The organism is Citrobacter sp. A316, from assembly GCF_002042945.1.
GTDB lineage: Bacteria > Pseudomonadota > Gammaproteobacteria > Enterobacterales > Enterobacteriaceae > Citrobacter > Citrobacter portucalensis.
The window spans coordinates 145368-168283 of record NZ_MVFZ01000002.1 but is presented as its reverse complement, the minus strand read 5'-3'; the positions used below and the strand labels follow the sequence as shown (position 1 = coordinate 168283).

The window sequence follows — 22916 nt, the reverse complement described above, 5'->3', positions numbered from 1 at the left end:
AGAAGAGGTTACTGCCCGTAATACGCTTTAGCACCGTGTTTACGCAGGTAGTGTTTATCCAGCAGGGTTTGTTGCATATCCGGTAATTGCGGCGCGAGCTGGCGACAGAAGATCCCCATATAGGCGACTTCTTCCAGCACGATGGCGTTATGCACCGCGTCTTCGGCATTTTTTCCCCAGGCAAACGGACCGTGAGAGTGCACCAGCACGCCAGGCATCTGCGCGGCGTCAATACCCTGTTTCTCAAAGGTTTCAACGATTACATTGCCGGTTTCCCATTCATATTCGCCGTTAATTTCTTCGTCGGTCATTTTCCGTGTGCAGGGAATCGAACCGTAGAAATAGTCCGCATGGGTGGTCCCCGTGGCCGGAATCGACTGACCGGCCTGCGCCCAGATGGTCGCATGGCGCGAATGGGTGTGAACAATGCCGCCAATGGTCGGGAATGCCTGATACAGCAGACGGTGCGTTGGGGTATCGGAAGAGGGCTTCTTCTGGCCTTCTACTACTTCACCCGTGGCGATACTGACTACCACCATATCGTCGGCGGTCATTACGCTGTAATCGACCCCCGAAGGTTTAATCACAAACACGCCGCGCTCGCGATCGACGGCGCTGACGTTCCCCCAGGTCAGGGTGACCAGATTGTGCTTAGGCAACGCCAGATTGGCTTCCAGTACCTGACGTTTGAGATCTTCTAACATGATGCTCTCCGATGAATCTTGCCGGATGGCGCTACGCTTATCCGGCCTACAAATCGCACATTCTTGTAGGCCGAATAAGGTGTTTACGCCGTCATCCGGCAGTTGTTAACGTTTGAAGCCGTAATACACTTCGTTCCAGCGCAGCGCGTCCTTAAAGGCCGGCAGACGGGTATCGTTATCGATCACCGCGATCTCGATATCGTGCATTTCAGCAAACTGGCGCATATCGTTCAGATCCAGCGCATGGCTGAACACGGTGTGGTGCGCGCCACCGGCGAGGATCCAGGCTTCAGAAGCGGTTGGCAGATCTGGCTGGGCTTTCCACAATGCGTTAGCCACCGGCAGTTTCGGCAGGTCGTGCGGCGTTTGTACCGTGTCGATGCAGTTAACCAGCAGACGATAGCGATCGCCGAGATCGATCAGGCTGGCAACCACTGCCGGACCGGTTTTGGTGTTGAAGATCAGACGGGCAGGATCGTCTTTACCACCAATGCCGAGATGCTGTACGTCGAGGATCGGTTTCTCTTCCACCGCGATGGACGGGCACACTTCCAGCATGTGCGAGCCGAGCACCAGATCGTTGCCTTTCTCGAAGTGGTAGGTGTAATCCTCCATAAATGAGGTGCCGCCCTGCAGACCGGTTGACATCACCTTCATGATGCGAAGCAGAGCGGCGGTTTTCCAGTCGCCTTCGCCCGCAAAGCCGTAGCCTTGCTGCATCAGACGCTGTACGGCCAGACCCGGGAGCTGTTTCAGGCCGTGTAAATCTTCAAATGTGGTGGTGAAGGCGTGGAATCCGCCCTGTTCCAGGAAGCGCTTCATCCCCAGTTCAATACGGGCCGCTTCCAGAACGTTCTGACGTTTTTCACCGTGGACTTGCGTCGCCGCCGTCATGGTGTAGGTGCTTTCGTACTCATCGATTAGCGCGTTGATTTCGCCGTCGCTAATTGCGTTCACTACCTGCACCAGATCGCCCACGGCCCAGGTATTTACCGAGAAGCCGAACTTGATCTGCGCAGCGACTTTATCGCCATCGGTGACCGCAACTTCACGCATGTTGTCGCCAAAACGGCAGACTTTCAGGTGGCGGGTATCCTGTTTGGACACGGCCTGGCGCATCCAGGAGCCAATGCGTTCATGCGCTTGTTTATCCTGCCAGTGACCGGTGACCACGGCATGTTGCTGACGCATACGTGCGCCGATGAAACCGAACTCACGGCCGCCGTGCGCAGTCTGGTTCAGGTTCATAAAGTCCATATCAATGCTATCCCACGGCAGGGCGGCGTTGAACTGGGTGTGGAACTGCATCAGCGGTTTGTTGAGGATAGTCAGACCGTTAATCCACATTTTGGCCGGGGAGAAGGTATGCAGCCAGACCACCATCCCTGCACAGCGATCGTCGTAGTTAGCGTCACGACAAATAGCCGTAATCTCGTCAGGTGAAGTACCCAGCGGTTTTAACACCAGTTTGCAGGGCAGTTTAGCTTCATTATTCAGTGCGTTAACGACGTGCTCGGCATGTTGGGTTACCTGACGCAGGGTTTCAGGGCCATACAGATGCTGGCTACCAATCACAAACCACACTTCATAGTTATCAAAAATCGTCATTGTCGTGTCCTTAATGTGTCAGGGTTGCCAGATCTACCGGGGCTTGTTGCGCCGGAGCGGCAGTCGGAAGGTATTGTTGTTCAGCGCTTACTGCCCACTGTTGATAGTGGCGATAAAGATGTTCAAAACGTTGAGCCTGCTCTGGGCGAGGTTGCAGCGTGTTTTCCACGGCGCTTGCCATCTGCTGCTGAGCGGCAGGGATATCAGCGTGTACTTTCGCGGCAACGGCGGCGAAGATAGCCGCACCGAGTGCACAGCACTGGTCTGAAGCGACAATCTGTAGCGGACGGTTCAGCACGTCACAGCAGGCCTGCATGATGACCGGGTTCTTGCGCGCGATACCGCCAAGCGCCATCACGTTGTTAACCGCAATGCCTTGTTCGGTGAAGCATTCCATGATGGCGCGCGCGCCAAAGGCGGTGGCGGCAATCAGACCACCGAACAGCGCTGGTGCGTCGGTTGCCAGATTCAAATCGGTAATTACGCCTTTCAGACGCTGGTTGGCATTGGGCGTACGGCGACCGTTGAACCAGTCGAGCACCACCGGCAGATGCTCCAGTGATGGATTTTTCGCCCAGGCTTCGGTGAGTGCAGGCAGCAGCTGTTTTTGACTGGCTTTAATCTGGGTCTGCAGTTCCGGATGCTGTGCGGCAAGCTGTTCCAGCGGCCAGCTCAGCACGCGGCTAAACCAGGCATAGATATCGCCGAATGCAGACTGACCAGCTTCGAGGCCAATAAAATTAGGTACCACGCTGCCATCAACCTGGCCGCAAATGCCTTTCACCGCACGCTCGCCAACGCTGTGCTTGTCGGCAATCAGAATGTCGCAGGTCGACGTGCCGATGACTTTCACCAGCGTGTTAGGCTGTGCACCTGCGCCGACCGCGCCCATATGGCAGTCAAAAGCGCCGCCTGCAATCACCACACTTTCCGGTAGTCCCAGACGCTGTGCCCACTCGGCGCACAGGGTGCCAACCGGCAGATCCGCGGTGAAGGTATCGGTAAACATTGGGTATTGCAGATGGCGGTTGAGGATGGGGTCGAGTTCGTCAAAGAAACTGGCTGGCGGCAGACCACCCCAGCTTTCATGCCACAGGGATTTATGCCCGGCGCTGCAGCGACCGCGACGAATATCCTGTGGGCGTACGGTGTTGGAGAGCAGGGCCGGAACCCAGTCGCATAGCTCAATCCACGAGACCGCAGCTTCGGCTACCGCATGGTCCTGACGAGTTACATGCAGGATTTTGGCCCAGAACCATTCGCTGGAATAAATGCCGCCGATATAGCGGGAGTAATCTATCTTGCCTGGTGTGTGGCACAGGCGGGTGATTTCTTCAGCTTCTTCTACTGAGGTGTGATCTTTCCACAGGACAAACATTGCATTCGGGTTTTCCGCGAACTCCGGACGCAGCGCCAGTACATTACCGTCTGCATCGATGGGTGCCGGGGTTGAACCGGTACTGTCAACGCCAATACCGACTACTTCCGCGCGCTGCTCAGCGCTCAGTTCGGCCAGTACGGTTTTCAGCGCCGCTTCCATGGATTCAATGTAGTCGCGCGGATGATGGCGAAACTGGTTGTTTGGGCCATCGCAATACTGCCCTTCCTGCCAACGTGGGTACCACTCAACGCTGGTGGCGATCTCTTCGCCGGTGGCACATTCCACCGCCAAAGCGCGTACTGAATCACTACCAAAATCGAGGCCAATTGCAATCGCCATCGTCTTACTCCATCCAAAAATACGGGTATGGATAAACAGTAGTGAGTAGCGATAAAAACCGTCAGGCAGGATCCGCTAATCTTATGGACTAAAATGCTGTGGCATCACAAAGTGTGACGCTGTGCAAATAATCAATGTGGACATTTCTGCCGTAGTTATAGACACTTTTGTTAGCCGATTTTGACGTTGGCGTAGCACATGTTTTTTACAAAGAGCTTTTCACAAGCGGGATTGGTGGTCCATTGCCGCAAATACAGCGGTCCGCAGGGGCGACAGCGATGATGTCTGGCGTAATATGGACAAATTGTTTCTTGGCAGGATATAGGGAGTATTGAAATTATGGCTGAAACGCAAAACGATCCCCTGTTGCCAGGTTATTCGTTTAACGCGCATTTGGTGGCCGGATTAACCCCCATTGAGGCGAACGGATACCTGGATTTTTTTATCGACAGGCCGCTGGGTATGAAGGGTTATATCCTCAATCTCACCATCCGTGGCGAAGGGGTTATCAATAATCAGGGCAAGCAGTTTGTCTGCCGGCCTGGCGATATTCTGTTGTTTCCGCCTGGTGAAATTCACCACTACGGGCGCCATCCTGATGCCAGCGAGTGGTATCACCAGTGGGTTTACTTTCGCCCGCGCGCCTACTGGCAGGAGTGGCTGACCTGGCCGGCCATTTTTGGCCAGACCGGCTTTTTCCGCCCGGATGAAACGCATCAGCCGCATTTTAACGAGCTGTTTGGGCAGATAATTAACGCCGGGCAGGGAGAAGGTCGTTATTCCGAACTGCTGGCGATTAATTTACTGGAGCAGTTGTTGCTCCGGCGTATGGAAGCCATCAATGAATCGCTACACCCGCCCATGGACAACCGCGTCCGCGATGCCTGCCAGTACATCAGCGATCACCTGGCGGACAGCAATTTTGATATTGCCAGCGTTGCGCAGCACGTCTGCCTGTCGCCTTCCCGTTTGTCGCATCTGTTCCGTCAGCAGTTGGGCATCAGCGTATTAAGCTGGCGCGAAGATCAGCGCATCAGCCAGGCGAAGCTATTACTGAGTACCACACGTATGCCCATTGCCACCGTAGGTCGCAATGTTGGCTTTGACGATCAGCTCTATTTCTCTCGTGTTTTCAAAAAATGTACCGGCGCCAGTCCGAGCGAGTTTCGCGCTGGATGTGAATAAAAAGTGAATGATGTATCCTGAAAGTTGTCATAACTCGCAATCTATTCAGACAATTGATGGCTTGACGAAGTTGAGAGGGGTTATCAAAATCCCTGCTTCGTAAATTTGACGGACACATTATGCAAGCATTGCTGGAACACTTTATTCTCCAGTCCGCCCTCTACTCTCTGATCGCCGTACTTCTGGTGGCTTTTTTGGAGTCGCTGGCGCTGGTTGGCCTGATTCTGCCCGGTACCGTGATGATGGCGGGGCTGGGCGCGCTGATTGGCAGCGGCGAACTGAACTTCTGGCATGCCTGGCTTGCGGGCATCGTCGGCTGTCTGTTGGGGGACTGGATCTCCTTCTGGTTGGGCTGGCGCTTTAAAAAGCCATTGCACCGTTGGTCGTTCATGAAAAAGAACAAGGCGTTGCTGGATAAAACCGAGCACGCCCTGCATCAGCACAGCATGTTTACTATTCTGGTGGGGCGTTTTGTCGGACCGACGCGTCCGCTGGTGCCGATGGTTGCAGGCATGCTGGATCTGCCTGTCGCTAAATTTATCGTCCCGAATATTATCGGCTGCGTGCTGTGGCCACCGTTCTACTTCCTGCCGGGGATCCTGGCGGGGGCGGCAATTGATATTCCTTCTGATATGCAGAGCGGGGATTTCAAATGGTTGCTGCTGGCGACGGCGCTGCTGCTATGGGTGGGCGGCTGGTTGTGCTGGCGCCTGTGGCGCAGTGGCAAAGCGGCTGTCGATCGCTTAACGGCGTATTTCCCACGCAGCCGTTTGCTGTATCTGGCGCCGTTGACGCTCGGGATCGGCGTGGTCGCGCTGGTGGCGTTGCTGCGTCATCCGCTGATGCCGGTGTATATCGATATTCTGCGTAAAGTTGTGGGTTACTGACGATACCGTTGCCGGATAAGGCGTTCACGCCGTCATCCGGCAACGCATTATGCTTTAATGCCCAATAGCGCCGAGGCGCTGGCGTTGCCGCTTAACAGATCGTCCGTTTTGCCCTGCCAGGCGATGCGCCCGTCGGCGACTACAATTGAGCGGGACGCAATTCGCGCCGCATCTTCTACGCTGTGAGAAACCATCAGTAACGTCAACTGCTTCTCGCGACAGACCTCGGCGACCAGCGTTAGCATCTCCTGGCGCAGCGCAGGATCGAGCGCAGAGAACGGTTCATCAAGCAGTAAAATAGGTTGTTCCCGCACCAGGCAACGCGCCAGCGCCACGCGCTGTCGCTGTCCGCCGGAAAGCTCGCCGGGGAGTCGCTCCAGCAGTGAGTCGATCCCCATTTGTTGGGCGATGTGGTGCATTTTCTCCCGCTGCGATGCGTTCAGCTTCAATCCCGGATTAAGGCCCAGGCCAATGTTTTGCTGCACGCTCAGGTGGCTGAACAGGTTATTTTCCTGAAACAGCATGGAAACGGGTCGGCGTGAGGGCGGCGTGGCGGTGTGATCTTCACCTTCAATCATCATGGTACCGCTGGCGGGCGTGAGAAAGCCGGCAATCAGATTCAAAAGCGTACTTTTCCCGGCGCCGCTGGGGCCGAGCACTGCAATCTGCTCGCCGCGCGCGACCGACAGCGTAAAGCGCATGGGCAGATGGTGATAAAGCCATGTGATATCAATCAGTTTTAACATTTCGACCCGGCAATTTCTCAATAACGGTAAACAGCGTAAAGCACAGGATCAGCAGTAATAACGCCGTAACTGCGCCATCCTGACTGCGATAAGAGCCAATCTGCTGATATAAATAAAACGGCAGGGTGCGGAAATCCTCATTACCAAATAACGCCACTACGCCAAAATCGCCAATCGACAGAACGCAGGCAAACGCCATTGCCTGCGCCAACGGGCGCTTCAGGGCGCGCAGTTCAACCACTTTCAGGCGCGACCATCCCTCAATGCCCAACGACTGGCACAACATACTGTAGCGCGCAGTGACGTCACGCATTGGGTTTTCCAGCACCTTCAGTGCATAAGGGATCGCCATCAACGCATTGGTAAAAATAACAATGCCGTCGGCAGATTCGGGAAGCCCAATGGTGTTATTGAGCAGCAGAAAGAAGCCGGTAGCTAACACGATACCCGGCATGGCGAGGATCATCATGCCGCTCAACTCCAGCATCTGGCCTGCCAGCAACTGCTGTCGGGCACGGAGTTCACGACTGCTCCATAACAGCATCATGGTGAGTACGACGCATAACGCACCTGCTGCCAGGGCAATGCGTAGCGAGGTTCCCAGCGCCTGCCACAGCACTGGCTGCATCAGTACATCCAGAACATGGCGGTTTAAGCCATCGACAATCACCGCCAGCAGCGGCGGCAGTAACAGCAACAGGGCAAGAATAATCAGGATTGCATCAGCCAGTCGGCTGTGCAGGCGATCGTCGGGATCGCGCCAGCCTTGTACCAGGGTAGCACCGGGAGCAATCGCGCGGCTCAGACGTTGACTGAGGAGCACCAGCGCCAAACAACAAACCATCTGGATCAACGCTAGCATGGCTGCGCGGGCAGGATCGTAATCAAAATTCAGCGCCTGATAAATAGCCAGCTCGATGGTCGTGGCTTGTGGCCCGCCGCCCAGCGATAAAACGGTGGCGAAACTGGCGAAGCACAGCATAAAGATGAGTGCCGCGACGGGCAGGATCTGACGACGCAGCCACGGCCATTCAACAAAACGGAAGAAATGCCATCCACGCATACCCAACTGAGCGGCTAACTGCCGCTGTTCGCCGGGAATGTTTTCCAGCGACTGTAACAGCAGGCGGCTGGCCATCGGCAGATTGAAAAAGACATGCGCCAGCAGAATGCCCTGCAAACCGTATGGCGAAAACGTCCACTCCAGCCCGAATGTATGCCAGAGCGAGGCCAGCCAACCCTGGCGGCCGTAGACGCTAAGAATACCGAATACCGCGACCAGCACTGGCAGGATTAACGTCATCGCGCACAGACGCAACAGCGCCAGACGTCCTGGAAAACGGCGACGATAGAGCGCTCTGGCAAGGAAAATCGCCGGGACAACCGACAGCACAGCGGATAAAAAAGCCTGCCAGAAAGAAAAGCGCACTACGTGCCACAGGTAGTCGTCTTGCCACAGCGAGAGCCACTCTCCCTGCGGGGCGTTAAACCACAGAGCCAGAAATGCGGCCAGGGCAACGGCCACCATCAGCGTGGCTGCGGTAAGCCCTGGAACCAGCCAGCCGGGAATTAACGGCTGACGGCGCGTTGCCATTCGCTAATCCATGTCTGACGTTGAGCCGCAACCTGCTGTGGCGTAAATTCCAGCGCGGTAGCTGGCTTATTCAGTTGCTCGAATCCTGGCGGCAGGGCGACTTGCGTTACGGGATACATCCAGTTGCCGGTGGGAATCGCATTCTGGAATGCAGGAGACACCATAAACTTCAGGAATTTCTCGGCCAGTTCCGGCTGCTTGCTGGCCGCAGTCCGGGCGGCGACTTCCACCTGCAAATAATGGCCTTCGCTAAAGTCGGCTGCGGCGTAGTTGTCTTTTTTCTCGGCGATGATGTGATAGGCCGGAGAGGTGGTGTAGCTGAGCACCAGATCGCTTTCACCTTTCAGGAACAGGCCGTAGGCTTCGCTCCAGCCCTTGGTGACGGTGACGGTTTTTGCCGCCAGCTTCTGCCACGCCTCTGGCGCTTTATCGCCATAGACTTTCTGCATCCATAGCAGCAGACCCAGACCTGGCGTGCTGGTGCGCGGATCCTGATAAATGACGCGCCATTTTTGGTCGCTCTCTACCAGTTCTTTCAGGCTTTTGGGCGGATTCTTCAGCTTGTTCTTATCATAAACGAAAGCGAAATAGCCGTAGTCAAACGGAACGAAGGTATCGTTTTTCCAGCCGCCGGGTACGTTAACGGCGTCGTTTGCAACACCACTTTTGGCAAACAGTTTGGTTTGCGTGGCCGCTTCCAGCAGATTGTTATCCAGACCCAGCACGACGTCGGCTTTGCTGTTTTTTCCTTCCATGCGCAAGCGGTTAAGCAGCGAGACGCCATCTTCCAGCGCGACCAGTTTTAGCTCGCAGTTGCAGTCAGCTTCAAAGGCTTTTTTGATTGTTGGGCCCGGGCCCCAGTCAGCTGCGAACGAGTCGTAGGTATAGACGGTCAGTACAGGTTTGGCGAAGACAGGCGCTGCGCACAGCAGTAAAAGCGGAAGACATTTTTTAAACACTTTGCACCTCAAGAGTTGGGTGGCAAAGGACTTGAGATAAGCCTCAAATCCCTTCGCCGGCATTATCCGGATCAGGTTCGACGGGTATCTCTCAGCCCATACACAGATCGAATGATTTTGTGTATGTTTTTTATTTAGCACCCCGTTGAGAACGGCGTTAGTGTAATGATTTTGTTGCTATGCGGCAATCAAGAGCCGGATCTAAGGATCCGGCGGAGCAAACCACGCCGATTTAAAATCAAACCAGCCGAGGGTATTCATGCGCAGCCCGCGCATACTGCGCTGTCCCTGAATGATCAACCAGTGGTGGATTAATGGCACAATGGCCTTTGTGGCGAGCAACTGTTGGCACCATGCTGCCAGGCTCATTTCGCCCGTTCGCCAACGAGCCGCGTCGTTTTCCCAGTCCCGCGAGATACAGTTTTGCAGCAATGGGACTTCGCACAAATGGGCGAACAGCGAAAAGTCCAGCGGGAGGGTAAAGTTGGCGCTGTTGAGCCAGATATCGCTGACGATTTCACCTGCATGCCATTGATCGTAGTCGATCTCCTGAATATTCAGTTGTACCTGATGTTCCGCCAGCAACCTTTTCATAATCTGCGCGATAATCCGGTGTTCGATATGATCGCGATAGTAGGTGATTGTCAGCGTTTCCAGCCCGGCGGGTTTTTCACCATGGCCAGGTTTCGCGTGGTGCCAGCGGGGGAGTAAACCATACGCGGGAAACCACAGTCGCTGGTACTGTTCGTCGGCGTGGCAGATTAAATTCGTTGGCGAGAGAACGCGGCTTGCCCACTCGCGTACCTCCTGATTAGCGCCACGGTGGCTACGCGCATCAAACAGCAGGTAGTAGCAGCCTTCTTCGAGGCGGCTTTCGATCGCCTTTTCATCCTCTGTGGGACCTTTTAGCGTCAACCCGCCGCCAGGTTCTTCTCCGATGTCGGGTAATACCCAAACGTTCACTTCGTCGATCAAGGCCCGGTAGCCAAAATAATCATCAAATGCATGAATTTTCAGTTGGTTACTGGTGTTGCGTATTACTGCATACGGACCGGTACCAATCGGGTGACTGGAGAAGTTGTTTAGTGTTTCCCATTCTCGCGGCAGGATCATGGCGGGGACCTGACCCAATAGCCAGGGAAGCCAGCGGTCTGGCTGGGCCAGATGGATATCCAGCGTCCAGGGCGTGGGAGAGACGATCTGCGTGATGTGTGAATACAGCGGCAGGGTGTTAATGCGCCTCAGCGAGGCGATAACATCTTCCATTTCCAGCTCGCGACCATGATGAAAATGGATCCCCGGGCGCAGGAAGAACCGCCAATGCAAAGGTGAAATTTGCTGCCAGTGATGGGCAATGTCCGCTTCCAGTTCCCCATTTTCCTCATTTACCCGAATTAAGGCACTGAAGATTTGCCGGGCGATATGGGTTTCGGAGCGGCGTAATGCCGTGCCGGGGAGCAGGTTGTGCATGGGGCGATAATAGAGAACGCGCATGATATGCCGACCCTGGCGAAAGCTGCGGCCAAGGTGGGAGATAAGCATTTGCCGGACGGCCGTTTTGTCACCGACCAGTTGCACCAGTTGATCGATGCGATCCTGTTCCAGTAGGTCTTCCGCGCGCTGCTGCTGGAGTGCTAACCCGGTATAGAGGAATGTCAGTCGCGAGCGTTTACCTCGTCCAACTTCAGCTTCCCACGTTAACCAGCCGCGATCCTGCATGGTATTAAGCAGCGTACGCATATGGCGGCGCGAGCAGCTCAGCAGATCCGCCAGCTCGTTGAGCGTCGTGTCTTGCGTCTTGCCGTCACAGCATTGCCACAGACGGATGAACTGTTGTTGCAAACGACCAGAAGACATAAAAGGGGAACTCCTGCGGAAAACTCAGCAATTTTATAATCCCTATATTAAGCCAATAATAGATTCCGATGAAGCGATGAGACAACGAAGGGGTCATCTATGCGTCAGTTCTGGTTGAAGTACTTTACCGCGACAGAAAAATCGTCCTGGTTGGCTTGCCTGAGCGCACCGCAGCGCTTAAAGATGCTCGAAGAGCTGATGCAGTGGGAGATAACATCTGACTCCTGAATTGGGAATTGCAGACATCATGTGTGACTGAGTATTGGTGCAGGCTGTATCCTGCCATTATCTCTGAGCATCGCTGGTGGCAATTTTTTCACATGGCAAGGCGCGAACAGTGAAATTTGGTGGACCAAATAAGGTGTGAGCAACACAGCTATGTGAAAAAATGGCCCCAGCCCTCCGGGACGCGTGTAAAAAACGCATACTCTGCGTTGTCAGGCTTGGGAATAGATTTCTATACCCAGCGCCCTCCGCCTGGATTATGCGTTTTTTACCCAGCGTCGATGCCAGATATAATGGCAGGATACAGCCTCGTTCACCCGCCAGCAGGTATTATCTGCTGGCTTTTTTCGTTTCAGCTGCGCTTAAAAGGAAAGATATGCTCTGGATTATGACCATGGGACGGCGCCTCAACGGCGTTTACGCGGCATTTATGCTGGTCGCTTTTATGATGGGCGTGGCGGGGGCATTGCAGGCACCCACGCTGAGTCTGTTCCTGAGCCGTGAAGTCGGGGCGCAGCCATTTTGTGTCGGGCTATTTTACACCGTCAATGCGATTGTCGGGATCGTCGTCAGCCTTGGCCTCGCGAAACGATCCGACAGCCAGGGCGATCGGCGCAAGCTGATCATGTTCTGCTGCCTGATGGCAATTGGCAACGCGCTGCTGTTTGCCTTTAATCGCCACTATCTCACGCTGATCACCTGCGGTGTGCTGCTGGCCTCGCTTGCGAACACCGCCATGCCGCAGCTGTTTGCGCTGGCGCGGGAATATGCTGATAACTCCGCGCGTGAAGTGGTGATGTTTAGCTCGGTGATGCGTGCGCAGCTTTCGCTGGCCTGGGTGATTGGACCGCCGCTGGCATTCATGCTGGCGCTGAATTACGGCTTTACGGCGATGTTTTCCATTGCCGCAGGGATTTTTGCCATTAGCCTGGTGCTGATTGCGCTGATATTGCCGTCTGTTGCTCGGGTGGAGCAGCCTGTAGACGTGCCGCTGGAACAGACCGGCGGTTGGCAGAACAAAAATGTGCGCATGTTGTTTATTGCCTCCACGCTGATGTGGACCTGCAACACCATGTACATCATCGATATGCCGCTGTGGATAAGCCTTGAGCTGGGCTTGCCGGACAAGCTGGCCGGGATCCTGATGGGGACGGCGGCTGGGCTGGAAATTCCGGCGATGATTCTGGCGGGCTATTATGTGAAGCGCTTTGGCAAACGGCGAATGATGATCGCCGCCGTAGCTGCAGGCGTGCTGTTTTATCTTGGTTTGATCTTCTTTCACAGCCGTACGGCGTTGCTGGTGCTGCAACTGTTTAACGCGGTATTTATCGGTATTATCGCCGGGATAGGCATGCTGTGGTTTCAGGATCTGATGCCCGGACGTGCGGGGTCAGCGACCACATTATTTACCAACAGTATTTCAACGGGAGTCATTCTGGCGGGTGTGATTCAGGGAGCCGTTGCGCAAAGCTACGGTCATTATGCTGTCTATTGGGTGATTGCGGCAATTTCGGTGGTTACGCTGTGGATGACCGGGCGGGTGAAGGACGTTTAATACGTACCTGGAATTTCCCGGCGTTGCAGCGCTCGGCCTGGCGATATTTTGTATTCGTTTTTGTAGGCCGGATAAGGCGTTTACGCCGCCATCCGGCAACCTGTCCCTACGGCCTGATCGCGTTATGTTTATCAGGCCTATCCCTCTTTTTTTCATCTTGCACGTAAATGTAATGTTGATCACATAACGATCATTTTCCTCTTCCTGGATCTTCTTTTTTTAACTGTTACGCGTATACAGTTACGCGTAACAGTTATTAAAAAAGGAGTTTTTTATGAAAAACCTATTCGACCTTACCGGCAAACGCGCGCTGATTACCGGTTCCGCTCAGGGCATTGGTAACCTGCTGGCCAGCGGTCTGGCGGCGCACGGTGCTGAGATTGTGATTAACGACATTACCCAGTTGCGGGCGCAGGCGGCGGCGGACAAGTTGGTTGCCGAAGGCTATCGCGCCGTGGGCTATGGATTTGATGTTACCAACGGGGAAGAGGTGGCGCGCGCCATCGCGCAAATCGAAAAGGAAGTTGGGGCCATTGATATTTTAATTAACAACGCTGGAATCCAGCGTCGTTATCCCTTCACCGAATTTCCGGAGGCTGAATGGGACAAAGTGATTGATGTAAACCAGAAATCGGTCTTTCTGGTGTCGCAGCAGGTTTCCCGCTACATGGTGCAACGCTGCCGCGGGAAGATTATTAATATCTGCTCAATGCAAAGCGAATTAGGTCGTAAAACCATTACCCCATACGCGGCGTCAAAAGGTGCGGTCAAAATGTTAACCCGTGGCATGTGCGTGGAACTGGCTGAATACAATATTCAGGTCAACGGCATTGCTCCTGGCTATTTCGCCACCGACATGACCACCGCGCTGGTCAACGATGAAGCATTCTCCGCCTGGCTGTTCCAGCGCACGCCCGCCGCTCGCTGGGGTAACCCGGAAGAGCTGATCGGCGCGGCGGTTTATCTTGCCGCGCCAGCTTCTGATTTTGTGAATGGGCATCTTCTGTTTGTGGACGGCGGCATGCTTGCCGCGGTCTGATAAATAATGGGCCGCAGGTCGCGGCCTGACAGCGAAAACAATAATCCAAGGAGTGAGTATGAATATGCTCGCAAAACTGCCAGCGCGTCGCTGGTGGTATTTAATGCCGATTATTTTTATTACCTACAGCTTAGCTTATCTCGATCGCGCCAATTACGGTTTTGCCGCTGCCGCGGGTATTGAACATGACTTGGGGATTACTCAGGGAACCGCATCGTTAATTGGCGCGTTATTCTTTCTGGGCTACTTCTTTTTCCAGGTGCCGGGCGCGATGTACGCCGTTAAGCATAGCGTGCGCAAAATGATTTTTTACAGCCTGATCCTTTGGGGGCTTTGTGCCGCGGCGACCGGCTTTGTCAGTAATATCCCAACGCTGATGGCGATCCGCTTTATTCTCGGCATCGTCGAAGCGGCGGTGATGCCCGCGATGCTGATTTATATCAGCAACTGGTTTACCAAAACTGAACGCTCGCGCGCCAACACTTTTTTAATTCTCGGTAACCCGGTCACAGTGCTGTGGATGTCGATAGTCTCCGGCTACCTGATTGAAGCCTGGGGCTGGCGCGAAATGTTTATTATCGAAGGTATCCCGGCGGTGATCTGGGCGTTCTGCTGGGTGATTCTGGTACGCGACAAACCGGCGGATGCCGGTTGGTTGAGCGAGCATGAGAAACAGGCATTACAGCAGGCGATGGATCGCGAGCAGCGAGACATCAAACCGATGCGTAACTACGGTGAAGCGATGCGTTCACGCAGCGTCATTATGCTTTGCGCGGTGCATGCGCTGTGGAGCATCGGGGTGTATGGCTTCATGATGTGGATGCCGTCAATCCTCAAAAACGCAGCTCAGATGGACATCGTGGCGGTGGGCTGGCTGGCAGCGGTGCCGTATCTGGCGGCGATCTGCCTGATGCTGACTGTCTCCTGGCTGTCCGATAAGTTCCAGAACCGTAAGCTGTTTATCTGGCCGCTGCTGTTGATTGCCGCTATCGCGTTCTTTGCCTCATGGCTGTTGGGCAACCAGTCTTTCTGGCTCTCCTACGCGCTGCTGGTTGTGGCCGCTGCCTGTATGTATGCGCCTTACGGACCGTTCTTTGCGCTGATCCCCGAACTGCTGCCGCGCAACGTCTCCGGCGTCTCGATGGGGATGATCAACAGTTTTGGCGCGTTAGGGGCATTCCTCGGCGCGTGGCTGGTGGGTTACCTTAACGGCGTGACCGGCGGGCCGGGTGTCTCCTACACCTTTATGGCAATTGCTCTGCTGGCGTCGGTGGTGCTGATGTACTGCGTTCGTGCGCAAAATGAAACCACGTCGCCGTCGGCTGAGATGGCTACGCGTTAAGGTTGAGCGAGGAGTGCAGTCGCTAACCGGCTGTGATAAGGTTCTCTGCGAGCAGAATAGGCTGTTGGTCGTAGAGAACCTCATGAAAAACAATCGGATGACATTACAGGATATCGCTAATCTGGCCGGGCTGAATAAGATGACGGTCAGCCGTTATCTGCGTGACCCGAATCAGGTGTCGCAACGCAGTCGTGAGTTGATTTCGAAAATCATGGAAGAGAACAACTACATTCCTAACCGCGCCCCGGAAATTCTGCTCAACGCACGCAGCAAAACCATTGGTGTGCTGATCCCCTCGTTTCGTAATCAGATCTTTGCCGACGTGCTGGCGGGGATTGAATCCGTCACCTCGGCCTGCCAGTACCAGACGCTGATCGCCAACTACGAATATGATGCCGAGCGTGAAGAACGCGAGGTGCTGAATCTGCTCTCTTACAATATCGACGGCCTGATCCTCACGGGAAAGCTGCATACCGAGCGGATGATCCAATACGTACGCGCCAGCGGCGTACCGGTGGCGGAACTGATGGATATTAGCGGCCAGTATCTTGATATTCAGGTTGGGTTTGATAACGAAAAAGCCGCATTTGAAATGACGCAGGCTTTTATCGACAGCGGCAAACGCAGCATTGCTTTCTTTGGCTCGATGGACGACCCCCGCGACCTTAGCCGTTTTCGCGGCACCGAGAAAGCGCTGGCGGCGCAGGGGCTGGAAGCGTACCACCTGGCGCCAAAAACTATTTCGTCGGTGGCGCTGGGACGCAAGATGTTCCAGCAGGCGATGGCGGAAAAGCCGGATATTGACGCTATTTTCTGTACCAACGATGACCTGGCGGTTGGCGCGCTGCTGGAGTGTCAGGCACAGCAGTACGATGTGCCGGGAAAAATGGCGATTGCCGGTTTCCACGGGCTGGAAATTGGCCGTGCGCGGCTGCAAAAAATCGCCAGCGTGATTACGCCACGCTTTGAGATTGGCAAAACGGCGGCGGATATTCTGATTAAGCGTTTGAACGGGAAAGATGCGCCGGGCAGCGTCAATCTTGGCTACCAAATCTATTACGGCGATACGCTGTAGGCGAAGAGAAGGGGCTGGCCACCGTACGGTGACCAGCGGGAGAGATTACTGCATAAATGCTGGCTGCTTGTCTTCGTACTCGGTGATAGCCGCTTCATGCTGCAGCGTCAGCCCGATGCTGTCCAGACCGTTCAGCATACAGTGGCGGCGGAAGTCGTCGATTTTAAAGCTGTAGGACTTATCGCCTGCTTTTACTACCTGCGCTTCCAAATCCACTTCAAATTTAATGCCCGGATTGGCTTTCACCAGTGCGAACATTTCATCTACCTGCGCGTCGCTCAGGGTCACCGGCAACAGTTGGTTATTGAAACTGTTGCCGTAGAAGATGTCGGCGAAGCTTGGTGCGATCACCACTTTAAAGCCGTAATCGGTCAGCGCCCATGGCGCATGTTCGCGTGAAGAGCCGCAACCAAAGTTTTCCCGTGCGAGCAGAATGGATGCCCCTTTATATTCCGGGAAGTTCAAAACGAACTCAGGGTTCGGCTGTTGGCCCTTTTCGTCCATGAAACGCCAGTCGTTAAACAGATGGGCGCCAAAACCGGTGCGCGTAACCTTCTGCAAAAACTGTTTAGGGATAATTGCGTCGGTATCAACGTTGGCGGCATCCAGTGGGACAACCAGGCCGGTATGCTGGGTAAATTTCTCTGCCATGGTAGTTTCCTTATTTGATGCTGCGAATGTCGGCAAAATGACCGGTAACGGCGGCAGCGGCGGCCATGGCCGGGCTGACTAAATGCGTGCGACCACCGCGGCCCTGACGACCTTCAAAGTTACGGTTACTGGTGGATGCGCAGCGTTCGCCAGGATTCAGGCGGTCATTGTTCATGGCCAGGCACATGGAACAGCCCGGTAAACGCCATTCAAAACCGGCTTCGATAAAGATCTTGTCCAGACCTTCTGCTTCCGCCTGCGCTTTCACCGGACCAGAACCCGGCACCACCAGTGCCTGCACGCCCGGCGCAACTTTGCGCCCTTTGGCGATTTCTGCCGCGGCGCGTAAATCTTCAATACGCGAGTTGGTGCAGGAACCGATGAACACTTTATCGATAGCCACTTCCGTTAACGGAATACCCGGTTTCAGCCCCATATACGCCAGCGCTTTTTCAGCCGATGCGCGCTCAACGGGATCGGCAAATGACGCCGGGTCGGGAATATTATCGTTCACCGAGATGACCTGACCTGGATTCGTTCCCCAGGTGACCTGCGGCGCAATCTCTTCTGCCTGCAGGGTAACGACGGTATCAAACGTTGCGTTGTCGTCGGTTTTCAGCGTTTTCCAGTACGCAACCGCGTTGGCAAAATCCTCGCCCTTCGGTGCGTGTAAACGACCCTGCACATAGTTAAAGGTCGTTTCATCCGGTGCGACCAGACCCGCTTTGGCACCCATTTCAATGGCCATGTTGCACAGGGTCATCCGGCCTTCCATGCTCAATGCACGGATGGCTTCGCCACAAAACTCAACCACGTGTCCGGTACCGCCTGCGCTACCGGTTTTACCGATAATCGCCAGCACGATATCTTTGGCGGTAATGCCAGGGGCTGCTTTACCGTTGACTTCAATCTTCATGGTTTTGGCGCGCCCCTGTTTCAGGGTCTGCGTCGCCAGAACGTGTTCAACTTCAGAGGTGCCAATGCCAAACGCCAGCGCGCCGAACGCGCCGTGTGTAGCGGTGTGGGAATCGCCGCAGACGATGGTCATACCTGGCAACGTCACGCCTTGTTCTGGTCCCATCACGTGAACGATACCCTGATACGGGTGGTTCAGATCGTAGAGCTCGACGCCAAATTCGTTACAGTTCTTAATCAGCTCCTGCATCTGGATGCGCGCCATCTCACCTGACGCGTTGATATCTTTGGTCTGGGTAGATACGTTGTGATCCATGGTGGCAAAGGTTTTACCCGGCTGGCGCACCTGACGGCCATGCGCGCGCAGACCATCAAACGCCTGCGGAGAGGTCACTTCATGCACCAGATGTCTGTCGATGTACAACAGTGGGGTTTCGTTTTGCGCCTCAAAGACGACGTGCGCATCAAACAATTTTTCGTACAACGTTTTGGCCATAATTACACCCCTTCTGCGACGTAACGGGCAATGATGTCGCCCATTTCATCGGTACTGACTGCGGCAGCGCCACGGGCTAAGTCACCGGTGCGAATGCCTTCTTCTAATGCGCGGTTGATGGCGCTCTCAATTGCGGTTGCCGCATCATTGGCATCCAGGCTGTAGCGCAGCAGCAGTGCCAGCGACAGGATCTGGGCGATAGGGTTGGCAATGTTTTTCCCGGCGATGTCCGGAGCGGAGCCGCCAGCAGGTTCGTACAAACCGAAGCCCTGCTCATTCAGGCTGGCGGACGGTAACATGCCCATTGAACCGGTGATCATGGCGCACTCATCAGACAGAATGTCACCAAACAGGTTAGAGCACAGCAACACGTCGAACTGGGATGGATCTTTAATTAATTGCATTGTCGCGTTGTCGATGTACATATGCGCCAGTTCAACGTCTGGATATTCATTAGCAATTTCATTGACGATTTCGCGCCACAGAATAGACGTTTGCAGTACGTTAGCTTTATCAATAGACGTGACTTTACGGCGACGTTTGCGAGCGGATTCAAACGCGATACGCGCAATACGTTCAATCTCGAAACGGTGATAAACCTCGGTATCAAAGGCTTTTTCATGTTGTCCGCTGCCTTCGCGTCCTTTTGGTTGACCGAAGTAAATCCCGCCAGTCAGTTCGCGTACGCACAGGATGTCGAAACCGTTCGCGGCGATATCTGCCCGCAGAGGGCAAAATGCTTCCAGCCCCTGGTAGAGCTTAGCAGGGCGCAGATTGCTGAATAATTTGAAGTGCTTACGCAATGGCAGCAGCGCGCCACGCTCTGGCTGCTGGTTTGGCGGCAGGTTTTCCCATTTCGGACCGCCAACGGAGCCAAACAGAATGGCGTCAGCTTGTTCACAGCCTTCAACCGTTGCAGGTGGCAGCGGCTGAGCGTGGTTATCGATAGCGGCACCACCCACGTCGTAGTGGCTGGTGGTAATGCGCATGTTAAAACGGTTGCGGATTGCGTCCAGTACCTTCAGGGCTTGCGCCATCACTTCCGGGCCAATACCGTCACCCGGCAAAACAGCAATATGATAATTCTTCGACATCACACGGTTTCCTTGTTGTTCTCGTTGTTCTGAGCTTTGCGTTGCAATTCTTTTTCGACTTCTTCGGCGCGCCAGATGTTGTTCAGCACATGCACCATTGCTTTAGCAGAAGATTCGACGATATCTGTCGCCAGACCGACGCCGTGGAAACGACGACCGTTATAGTTGGCAACGATATCCACCTGACCCAGCGCATCTTTACCGTGCCCTTTGGCGGTCAGGCTGTATTTCACCAGTTCGATGTTGTACTCAGTTACACGGTTGATGGCCTGATAAATGGCATCGACCGGACCGTTACCGTTCGCCGCTTCGGCTTTGACTTCTTCACCGCAGGCCAGCTTGACGGAGGCGGTGGCGATGTCGTTTGAGCCGGACTGCACGCTGAAGTAATCCAGACGGAAATGCTCTGGCTCTTCCTGCTGTTTATTAATGAAGGCCAGCGCTTCCAGGTCGTAATCAAATACCTGACCTTTTTTGTCTGCCAGTTTCAGGAATGCGTCGTACAGATTGTCCAGACTGTATTCATTTTCTTTATATCCCATCTCGTCCATACGGTGTTTCACTGCGGCGCGACCGGAACGGGAGGTCAGGTTCAGCTGTACCTGGTTCAGGCCGATGGATTCTGGCGTCATGATTTCGTAGTTTTCACGATTTTTCAGTACGCCGTCCTGATGGATGCCGGAAGAGTGGGCAAAGGCGCCGCTACCGACAATGGCTTTGTTTGCCGGAATTGGCATGTTGCAGATTTGGCTGACTAACTGACTGGTGCGCCAGATCTCCTGGTGATTGATGCGGGTCTGTACATTCAGGATATCTTTACGCACCTTGATCGCCATGATTACTTCTTCCAGTGAGCAGTTACCGGCGCGTTCGCCGATACCGTTCATCGCGCCTTCCACCTGACGCGCTCCGGCGTGAACGGCCGCCAGTGCGTTGCCTACGCCCAAACCTAAATCATCATGGGTGTGTACGGAGATGATGGCTTTATCGATATTTGGTACGCGTTCATACAGGCCAGAAATGATTGCCCCAAATTCGAAAGGCATGGTGTAGCCGACGGTATCGGGGATGTTAATGGTTTTGGCACCCGCGTTAATGGCAGCTTCAACCACGCGAGCCAAATCGGCGATAGGGGTACGGCCTGCATCTTCGCAGGAGAACTCCACGTCATCGGTATAATTACGCGCACGCTTAACCATGTAGACCGCGCGCTCAATGACCTCATCCAACGTACTGCGTAATTTCGTCGCGATGTGCATCGGCGAGGTGGCGATAAACGTATGAATACGGAAAGCCTCAGCAACTTTCAGAGATTCTGCGGCAACGTCGATATCTTTCTCTACGCAGCGGGCTAAGGCACAAACGCGGCTGTTTTTAACCTGACGAGCGATGGTCTGAACTGACTCAAAGTCACCCGGTGAAGAAACGGGGAAACCCACTTCCATCACGTCAACGCCCATACGCTCAAGGGCCAGCGCAATCTGCAGTTTTTCTTTCACACTCAGGCTTGCCTGTAACGCCTGTTCACCATCGCGTAAGGTGGTATCGAAAATAATGACTTGCTGGCTCATGGTTTAGGTCCTTGGTTTCTTAGGGCGCCTTGCTTCGAGCATAAAAAAACCCGCGCAACGGCGCGGGTTTTTTGTCTTAACTGGAGCTGACTTAATGCTGAATGTCGTCCACCAGTCTACCGCGCAATGAAGATGCGTTTAGTAGTAGTAGACCGTTAAAACGAGCAATGTAAGTCATCAATTAAGCTCCAGGCGAATGCGATATGCTTTTAGTGGTACTGGATATGAAGACTGATGTCAACCCTCACCCCTGCAAATGCCTCGCCAGAGGGGGAAAGTTTCTGCAAAACTTAAGCGAATTGTGCTGAATTTTTCGGGGTACATAAAATTAATCAGTAGATGGTTGTACATATTTTTCATGGTTTGACATATTTGAGCATAATTATTTGCATTTATTGTAACGGCGAACTAAAGAAAAATTCACTCCTGAGATTTCATATCTTTATGATTTGTCTGTTTTTATAGTAATCATGAATGGCTATAGGTGGTGTGACACCACATAATTGATAAATTAATTTTAACTTTTTATGTTTTCCTAATTTTAATGTTTTTTCTTTTTCTCATCTTATATGTATGGTAAATCATATTAACGGAGATTATTTCTTCACTCCGTCTGGGAAAAGGGAGTTTAGAGTGACAGTGGAGTTAAATATGCCAGAAGTAAAAATAATAGATAAAACAAATATTATAGATATGGGAAAGCCACAGCTTCGCATGGTTGATCTTAATTTATTAACCGTCTTTGATGCGGTGATGCAAGAACAAAACATCACCCGTGCCGCACATACTCTGGGGATGTCGCAACCCGCTGTCAGTAATGCGGTCGCGCGCCTGAAAGTGATGTTTAATGATGAGCTTTTTGTTCGTTATGGACGTGGTATCCAGCCGACAGCAAGAGCCTTCCAGCTATTTGGTTCTGTTCGCCAGGCATTGCAATTAGTGCAAAATGAACTGCCTGGATCGGGTTTTGAACCAGCCAGCAGCGAGCGCGTATTCAATCTTTGCGTATGCAGCCCATTGGATAATATTCTGACGTCGTTGATTTATAATCGAGTTGAGCAAGTTGCACCAAACATTCATGTCGTATTTAAATCTTCACTCAATCAAAATACAGAGCATCAATTGCGTTACCAGGAAACTGAATTCGTTATTAGCTATGAAGAGTTCCGACGTCCTGAATTTACCAGTATTCCGTTATTTAATGACGAAATGGTGTTAGTGGCAAGTAAAAAGCATCCACGCATTAGTGGTCCTTTACTGGAAAACGATGTCTATAATGAACAGCATGCGGTGGTGTCACTTGATCGCTTCGCATCATTCAGCCAACCGTGGTATGACACACCGGATAAACAATCCTGCGTGGCTTATCAGGGCATGGCATTAATTAGCGTTCTTAATATTGTGTCGCAAACGCATTTGGTCTCTATTGCGCCACGTTGGTTAGTAGAAGAATTTGCCGATTCTTTAGAACTACAGATCCTGCCTTTACCGTTAAAATTGAACAGCCGCACATGCTATCTTTCATGGCATGAAGCCGCAGGCCGGGATAAAGGACATCAATGGATGGAAGAGCTGTTAGTCTCCGTTTGTAAGCAGTAGCATTTGGCAGAGTAAACCGGACGGTGCATCCTGTTTATTCTGCTTTTAACTTTATAACTGAAATTTTATGCTGAACTCTATTTTTTACGTCTGT

Annotated in this window: 20 protein-coding genes and 1 riboswitch; of the genes, 8 read left to right on the top strand and 12 right to left on the bottom strand. The window is 53.4% G+C overall.

Translation table 11 applies throughout. The features are described 5' to 3' along the window. Positions 1-8: 8 nt before the first annotated feature. The 3 genes from araD to araB form a co-directional block, all read right to left on the bottom strand. Complete coding sequence (gene araD / locus BZK41_RS02820) at positions 9-704, bottom strand: L-ribulose-5-phosphate 4-epimerase (RefSeq protein WP_003018841.1); 696 nt, start codon at positions 702-704, stop codon at positions 9-11. A gap of 105 nt (positions 705-809) precedes the next feature. Then, positions 810-2312: an L-arabinose isomerase gene (gene araA / locus BZK41_RS02815; RefSeq protein ID WP_079937104.1), complete on the bottom strand. Its 1503-nt coding sequence runs from the start codon at positions 2310-2312 to the stop codon at positions 810-812. A 10-nt stretch (positions 2313-2322) separates the two neighbouring features. Then, positions 2323-4032, bottom strand: a complete 1710-nt coding sequence (gene araB / locus BZK41_RS02810) for a ribulokinase (protein ID WP_079937103.1) — start codon at positions 4030-4032, stop codon at positions 2323-2325. A 339-nt stretch (positions 4033-4371) separates the two neighbouring features. On the opposite strand from araB, the gene araC reads away from it, so the two are divergent. Together araC and BZK41_RS02800 are read left to right on the top strand one after the other, a co-directional pair. Beyond that, entirely contained in the window at positions 4372-5217 is an 846-nt protein-coding gene (gene araC / locus BZK41_RS02805; RefSeq protein ID WP_079937102.1) for an arabinose operon transcriptional regulator AraC, read from the top strand. A 119-nt stretch (positions 5218-5336) separates the two neighbouring features. Then, complete coding sequence (locus BZK41_RS02800; RefSeq protein ID WP_038637157.1) at positions 5337-6104, top strand: DedA family protein; 768 nt, start codon at positions 5337-5339, stop codon at positions 6102-6104. A 47-nt stretch (positions 6105-6151) separates the two neighbouring features. Here the strand turns inward: BZK41_RS02800 and thiQ are convergent, their stop codons facing one another. The 4 genes from thiQ to sgrR all read right to left on the bottom strand — a co-directional run bounded on the left by thiQ (position 6152) and on the right by sgrR (position 11260). Further along, positions 6152-6850: a thiamine ABC transporter ATP-binding protein ThiQ gene (gene thiQ, locus BZK41_RS02795; RefSeq protein WP_079937101.1), complete on the bottom strand. Its 699-nt coding sequence runs from the start codon at positions 6848-6850 to the stop codon at positions 6152-6154. Further along, entirely contained in the window at positions 6834-8444 is a 1611-nt protein-coding gene (gene thiP, locus BZK41_RS02790) for a thiamine/thiamine pyrophosphate ABC transporter permease ThiP (RefSeq protein WP_079937100.1), read from the bottom strand. The genes thiQ and thiP overlap by 17 nt, the downstream gene beginning before the upstream one ends. After that, a complete protein-coding gene (thiB, locus tag BZK41_RS02785) occupies positions 8420-9403 on the bottom strand; it encodes a thiamine ABC transporter substrate binding subunit (protein WP_079937099.1) in 984 nt (327 codons plus the stop codon). Before thiB ends, thiP begins: the two co-directional genes overlap by 25 nt. 30 nt (positions 9404-9433) lie before the next feature. After that, a riboswitch (TPP riboswitch) is annotated at positions 9434-9558 on the bottom strand. Positions 9559-9604: 46 nt separating this feature from the next. Next, on the bottom strand, positions 9605-11260 hold the full coding sequence (sgrR, locus tag BZK41_RS02780) for an HTH-type transcriptional regulator SgrR (RefSeq protein WP_079937098.1): 1656 nt from the start codon (positions 11258-11260) through the stop codon (positions 9605-9607). A 99-nt stretch (positions 11261-11359) separates the two neighbouring features. On the opposite strand from sgrR, the gene sgrT reads away from it, so the two are divergent. The 5 genes from sgrT to BZK41_RS02755 all read left to right on the top strand — a co-directional run bounded on the left by sgrT (position 11360) and on the right by BZK41_RS02755 (position 16496). Continuing rightward, a complete protein-coding gene (gene sgrT / locus BZK41_RS02775; RefSeq protein ID WP_079937097.1) occupies positions 11360-11488 on the top strand; it encodes a glucose uptake inhibitor SgrT in 129 nt (42 codons plus the stop codon). Positions 11489-11861: 373 nt separating this feature from the next. Next, positions 11862-13040, top strand: coding sequence for a sugar efflux transporter (locus tag BZK41_RS02770; protein WP_079937096.1), 1179 nt, complete (start codon positions 11862-11864; stop codon positions 13038-13040). A gap of 274 nt (positions 13041-13314) precedes the next feature. Further along, positions 13315-14079, top strand: coding sequence for a gluconate 5-dehydrogenase (gene idnO, locus BZK41_RS02765; protein ID WP_079937095.1), 765 nt, complete (start codon positions 13315-13317; stop codon positions 14077-14079). Between the two features lie 58 nt (positions 14080-14137). Then, positions 14138-15421 carry an MFS transporter gene (locus BZK41_RS02760; RefSeq protein WP_079937094.1) on the top strand — a complete coding sequence of 428 codons (1284 nt, stop codon included), beginning with the start codon at positions 14138-14140 and terminating at the stop codon, positions 15419-15421. A gap of 82 nt (positions 15422-15503) precedes the next feature. Continuing rightward, positions 15504-16496 carry a LacI family DNA-binding transcriptional regulator gene (locus BZK41_RS02755; protein ID WP_079937093.1) on the top strand — a complete coding sequence of 331 codons (993 nt, stop codon included), beginning with the start codon at positions 15504-15506 and terminating at the stop codon, positions 16494-16496. 45 nt (positions 16497-16541) lie between these two features. On the opposite strand, the gene leuD is transcribed toward BZK41_RS02755, so the two are convergent. The 5 genes from leuD to leuL form a co-directional block, all read right to left on the bottom strand. Then, positions 16542-17147, bottom strand: coding sequence for a 3-isopropylmalate dehydratase small subunit (gene leuD, locus BZK41_RS02750; RefSeq protein ID WP_079937092.1), 606 nt, complete (start codon positions 17145-17147; stop codon positions 16542-16544). A 10-nt stretch (positions 17148-17157) separates the two neighbouring features. Then, positions 17158-18558: a 3-isopropylmalate dehydratase large subunit gene (gene leuC / locus BZK41_RS02745; protein WP_079937091.1), complete on the bottom strand. Its 1401-nt coding sequence runs from the start codon at positions 18556-18558 to the stop codon at positions 17158-17160. A gap of 2 nt (positions 18559-18560) precedes the next feature. Then, positions 18561-19652, bottom strand: a complete 1092-nt coding sequence (leuB, locus tag BZK41_RS02740) for a 3-isopropylmalate dehydrogenase (RefSeq protein ID WP_079937090.1) — start codon at positions 19650-19652, stop codon at positions 18561-18563. After that, complete coding sequence (gene leuA, locus BZK41_RS02735; RefSeq protein ID WP_003829569.1) at positions 19652-21223, bottom strand: 2-isopropylmalate synthase; 1572 nt, start codon at positions 21221-21223, stop codon at positions 19652-19654. The genes leuB and leuA overlap by 1 nt, the downstream gene beginning before the upstream one ends. A 91-nt stretch (positions 21224-21314) precedes the next feature. Continuing rightward, positions 21315-21401, bottom strand: coding sequence for a leu operon leader peptide (leuL, locus tag BZK41_RS26825; protein WP_048998978.1), 87 nt, complete (start codon positions 21399-21401; stop codon positions 21315-21317). Between the two features lie 473 nt (positions 21402-21874). On the opposite strand from leuL, the gene leuO reads away from it, so the two are divergent. Further along, positions 21875-22822 carry a transcriptional regulator LeuO gene (gene leuO, locus BZK41_RS02730; protein WP_079937089.1) on the top strand — a complete coding sequence of 316 codons (948 nt, stop codon included), beginning with the start codon at positions 21875-21877 and terminating at the stop codon, positions 22820-22822. Positions 22823-22916: the final 94 nt, after the last annotated feature.

Coding starts and splice junctions, on each gene's coding strand:
- leuO (WP_079937089.1), top strand. CDS start 21,875: ATGCCAGAAGTAAAAATAATAGATAAAACAAATATTATAGATATGGGA.
- thiP (WP_079937100.1), bottom strand. CDS start 8,444: ATGGCAACGCGCCGTCAGCCGTTAATTCCCGGCTGGCTGGTTCCAGGG.
- araC (WP_079937102.1), top strand. CDS start 4,372: ATGGCTGAAACGCAAAACGATCCCCTGTTGCCAGGTTATTCGTTTAAC.
- BZK41_RS02770 (WP_079937096.1), top strand. CDS start 11,862: ATGCTCTGGATTATGACCATGGGACGGCGCCTCAACGGCGTTTACGCG.
- idnO (WP_079937095.1), top strand. CDS start 13,315: ATGAAAAACCTATTCGACCTTACCGGCAAACGCGCGCTGATTACCGGT.
- leuC (WP_079937091.1), bottom strand. CDS start 18,558: ATGGCCAAAACGTTGTACGAAAAATTGTTTGATGCGCACGTCGTCTTT.
- araB (WP_079937103.1), bottom strand. CDS start 4,032: ATGGCGATTGCAATTGGCCTCGATTTTGGTAGTGATTCAGTACGCGCT.
- thiQ (WP_079937101.1), bottom strand. CDS start 6,850: ATGTTAAAACTGATTGATATCACATGGCTTTATCACCATCTGCCCATG.
- araA (WP_079937104.1), bottom strand. CDS start 2,312: ATGACGATTTTTGATAACTATGAAGTGTGGTTTGTGATTGGTAGCCAG.
- BZK41_RS02760 (WP_079937094.1), top strand. CDS start 14,138: ATGAATATGCTCGCAAAACTGCCAGCGCGTCGCTGGTGGTATTTAATG.
- araD (WP_003018841.1), bottom strand. CDS start 704: ATGTTAGAAGATCTCAAACGTCAGGTACTGGAAGCCAATCTGGCGTTG.
- BZK41_RS02755 (WP_079937093.1), top strand. CDS start 15,504: ATGAAAAACAATCGGATGACATTACAGGATATCGCTAATCTGGCCGGG.
- leuB (WP_079937090.1), bottom strand. CDS start 19,652: ATGTCGAAGAATTATCATATTGCTGTTTTGCCGGGTGACGGTATTGGC.
- leuL (WP_048998978.1), bottom strand. CDS start 21,401: ATGACTTACATTGCTCGTTTTAACGGTCTACTACTACTAAACGCATCT.
- sgrT (WP_079937097.1), top strand. CDS start 11,360: ATGCGTCAGTTCTGGTTGAAGTACTTTACCGCGACAGAAAAATCGTCC.
- leuA (WP_003829569.1), bottom strand. CDS start 21,223: ATGAGCCAGCAAGTCATTATTTTCGATACCACCTTACGCGATGGTGAA.
- BZK41_RS02800 (WP_038637157.1), top strand. CDS start 5,337: ATGCAAGCATTGCTGGAACACTTTATTCTCCAGTCCGCCCTCTACTCT.
- sgrR (WP_079937098.1), bottom strand. CDS start 11,260: ATGTCTTCTGGTCGTTTGCAACAACAGTTCATCCGTCTGTGGCAATGC.
- leuD (WP_079937092.1), bottom strand. CDS start 17,147: ATGGCAGAGAAATTTACCCAGCATACCGGCCTGGTTGTCCCACTGGAT.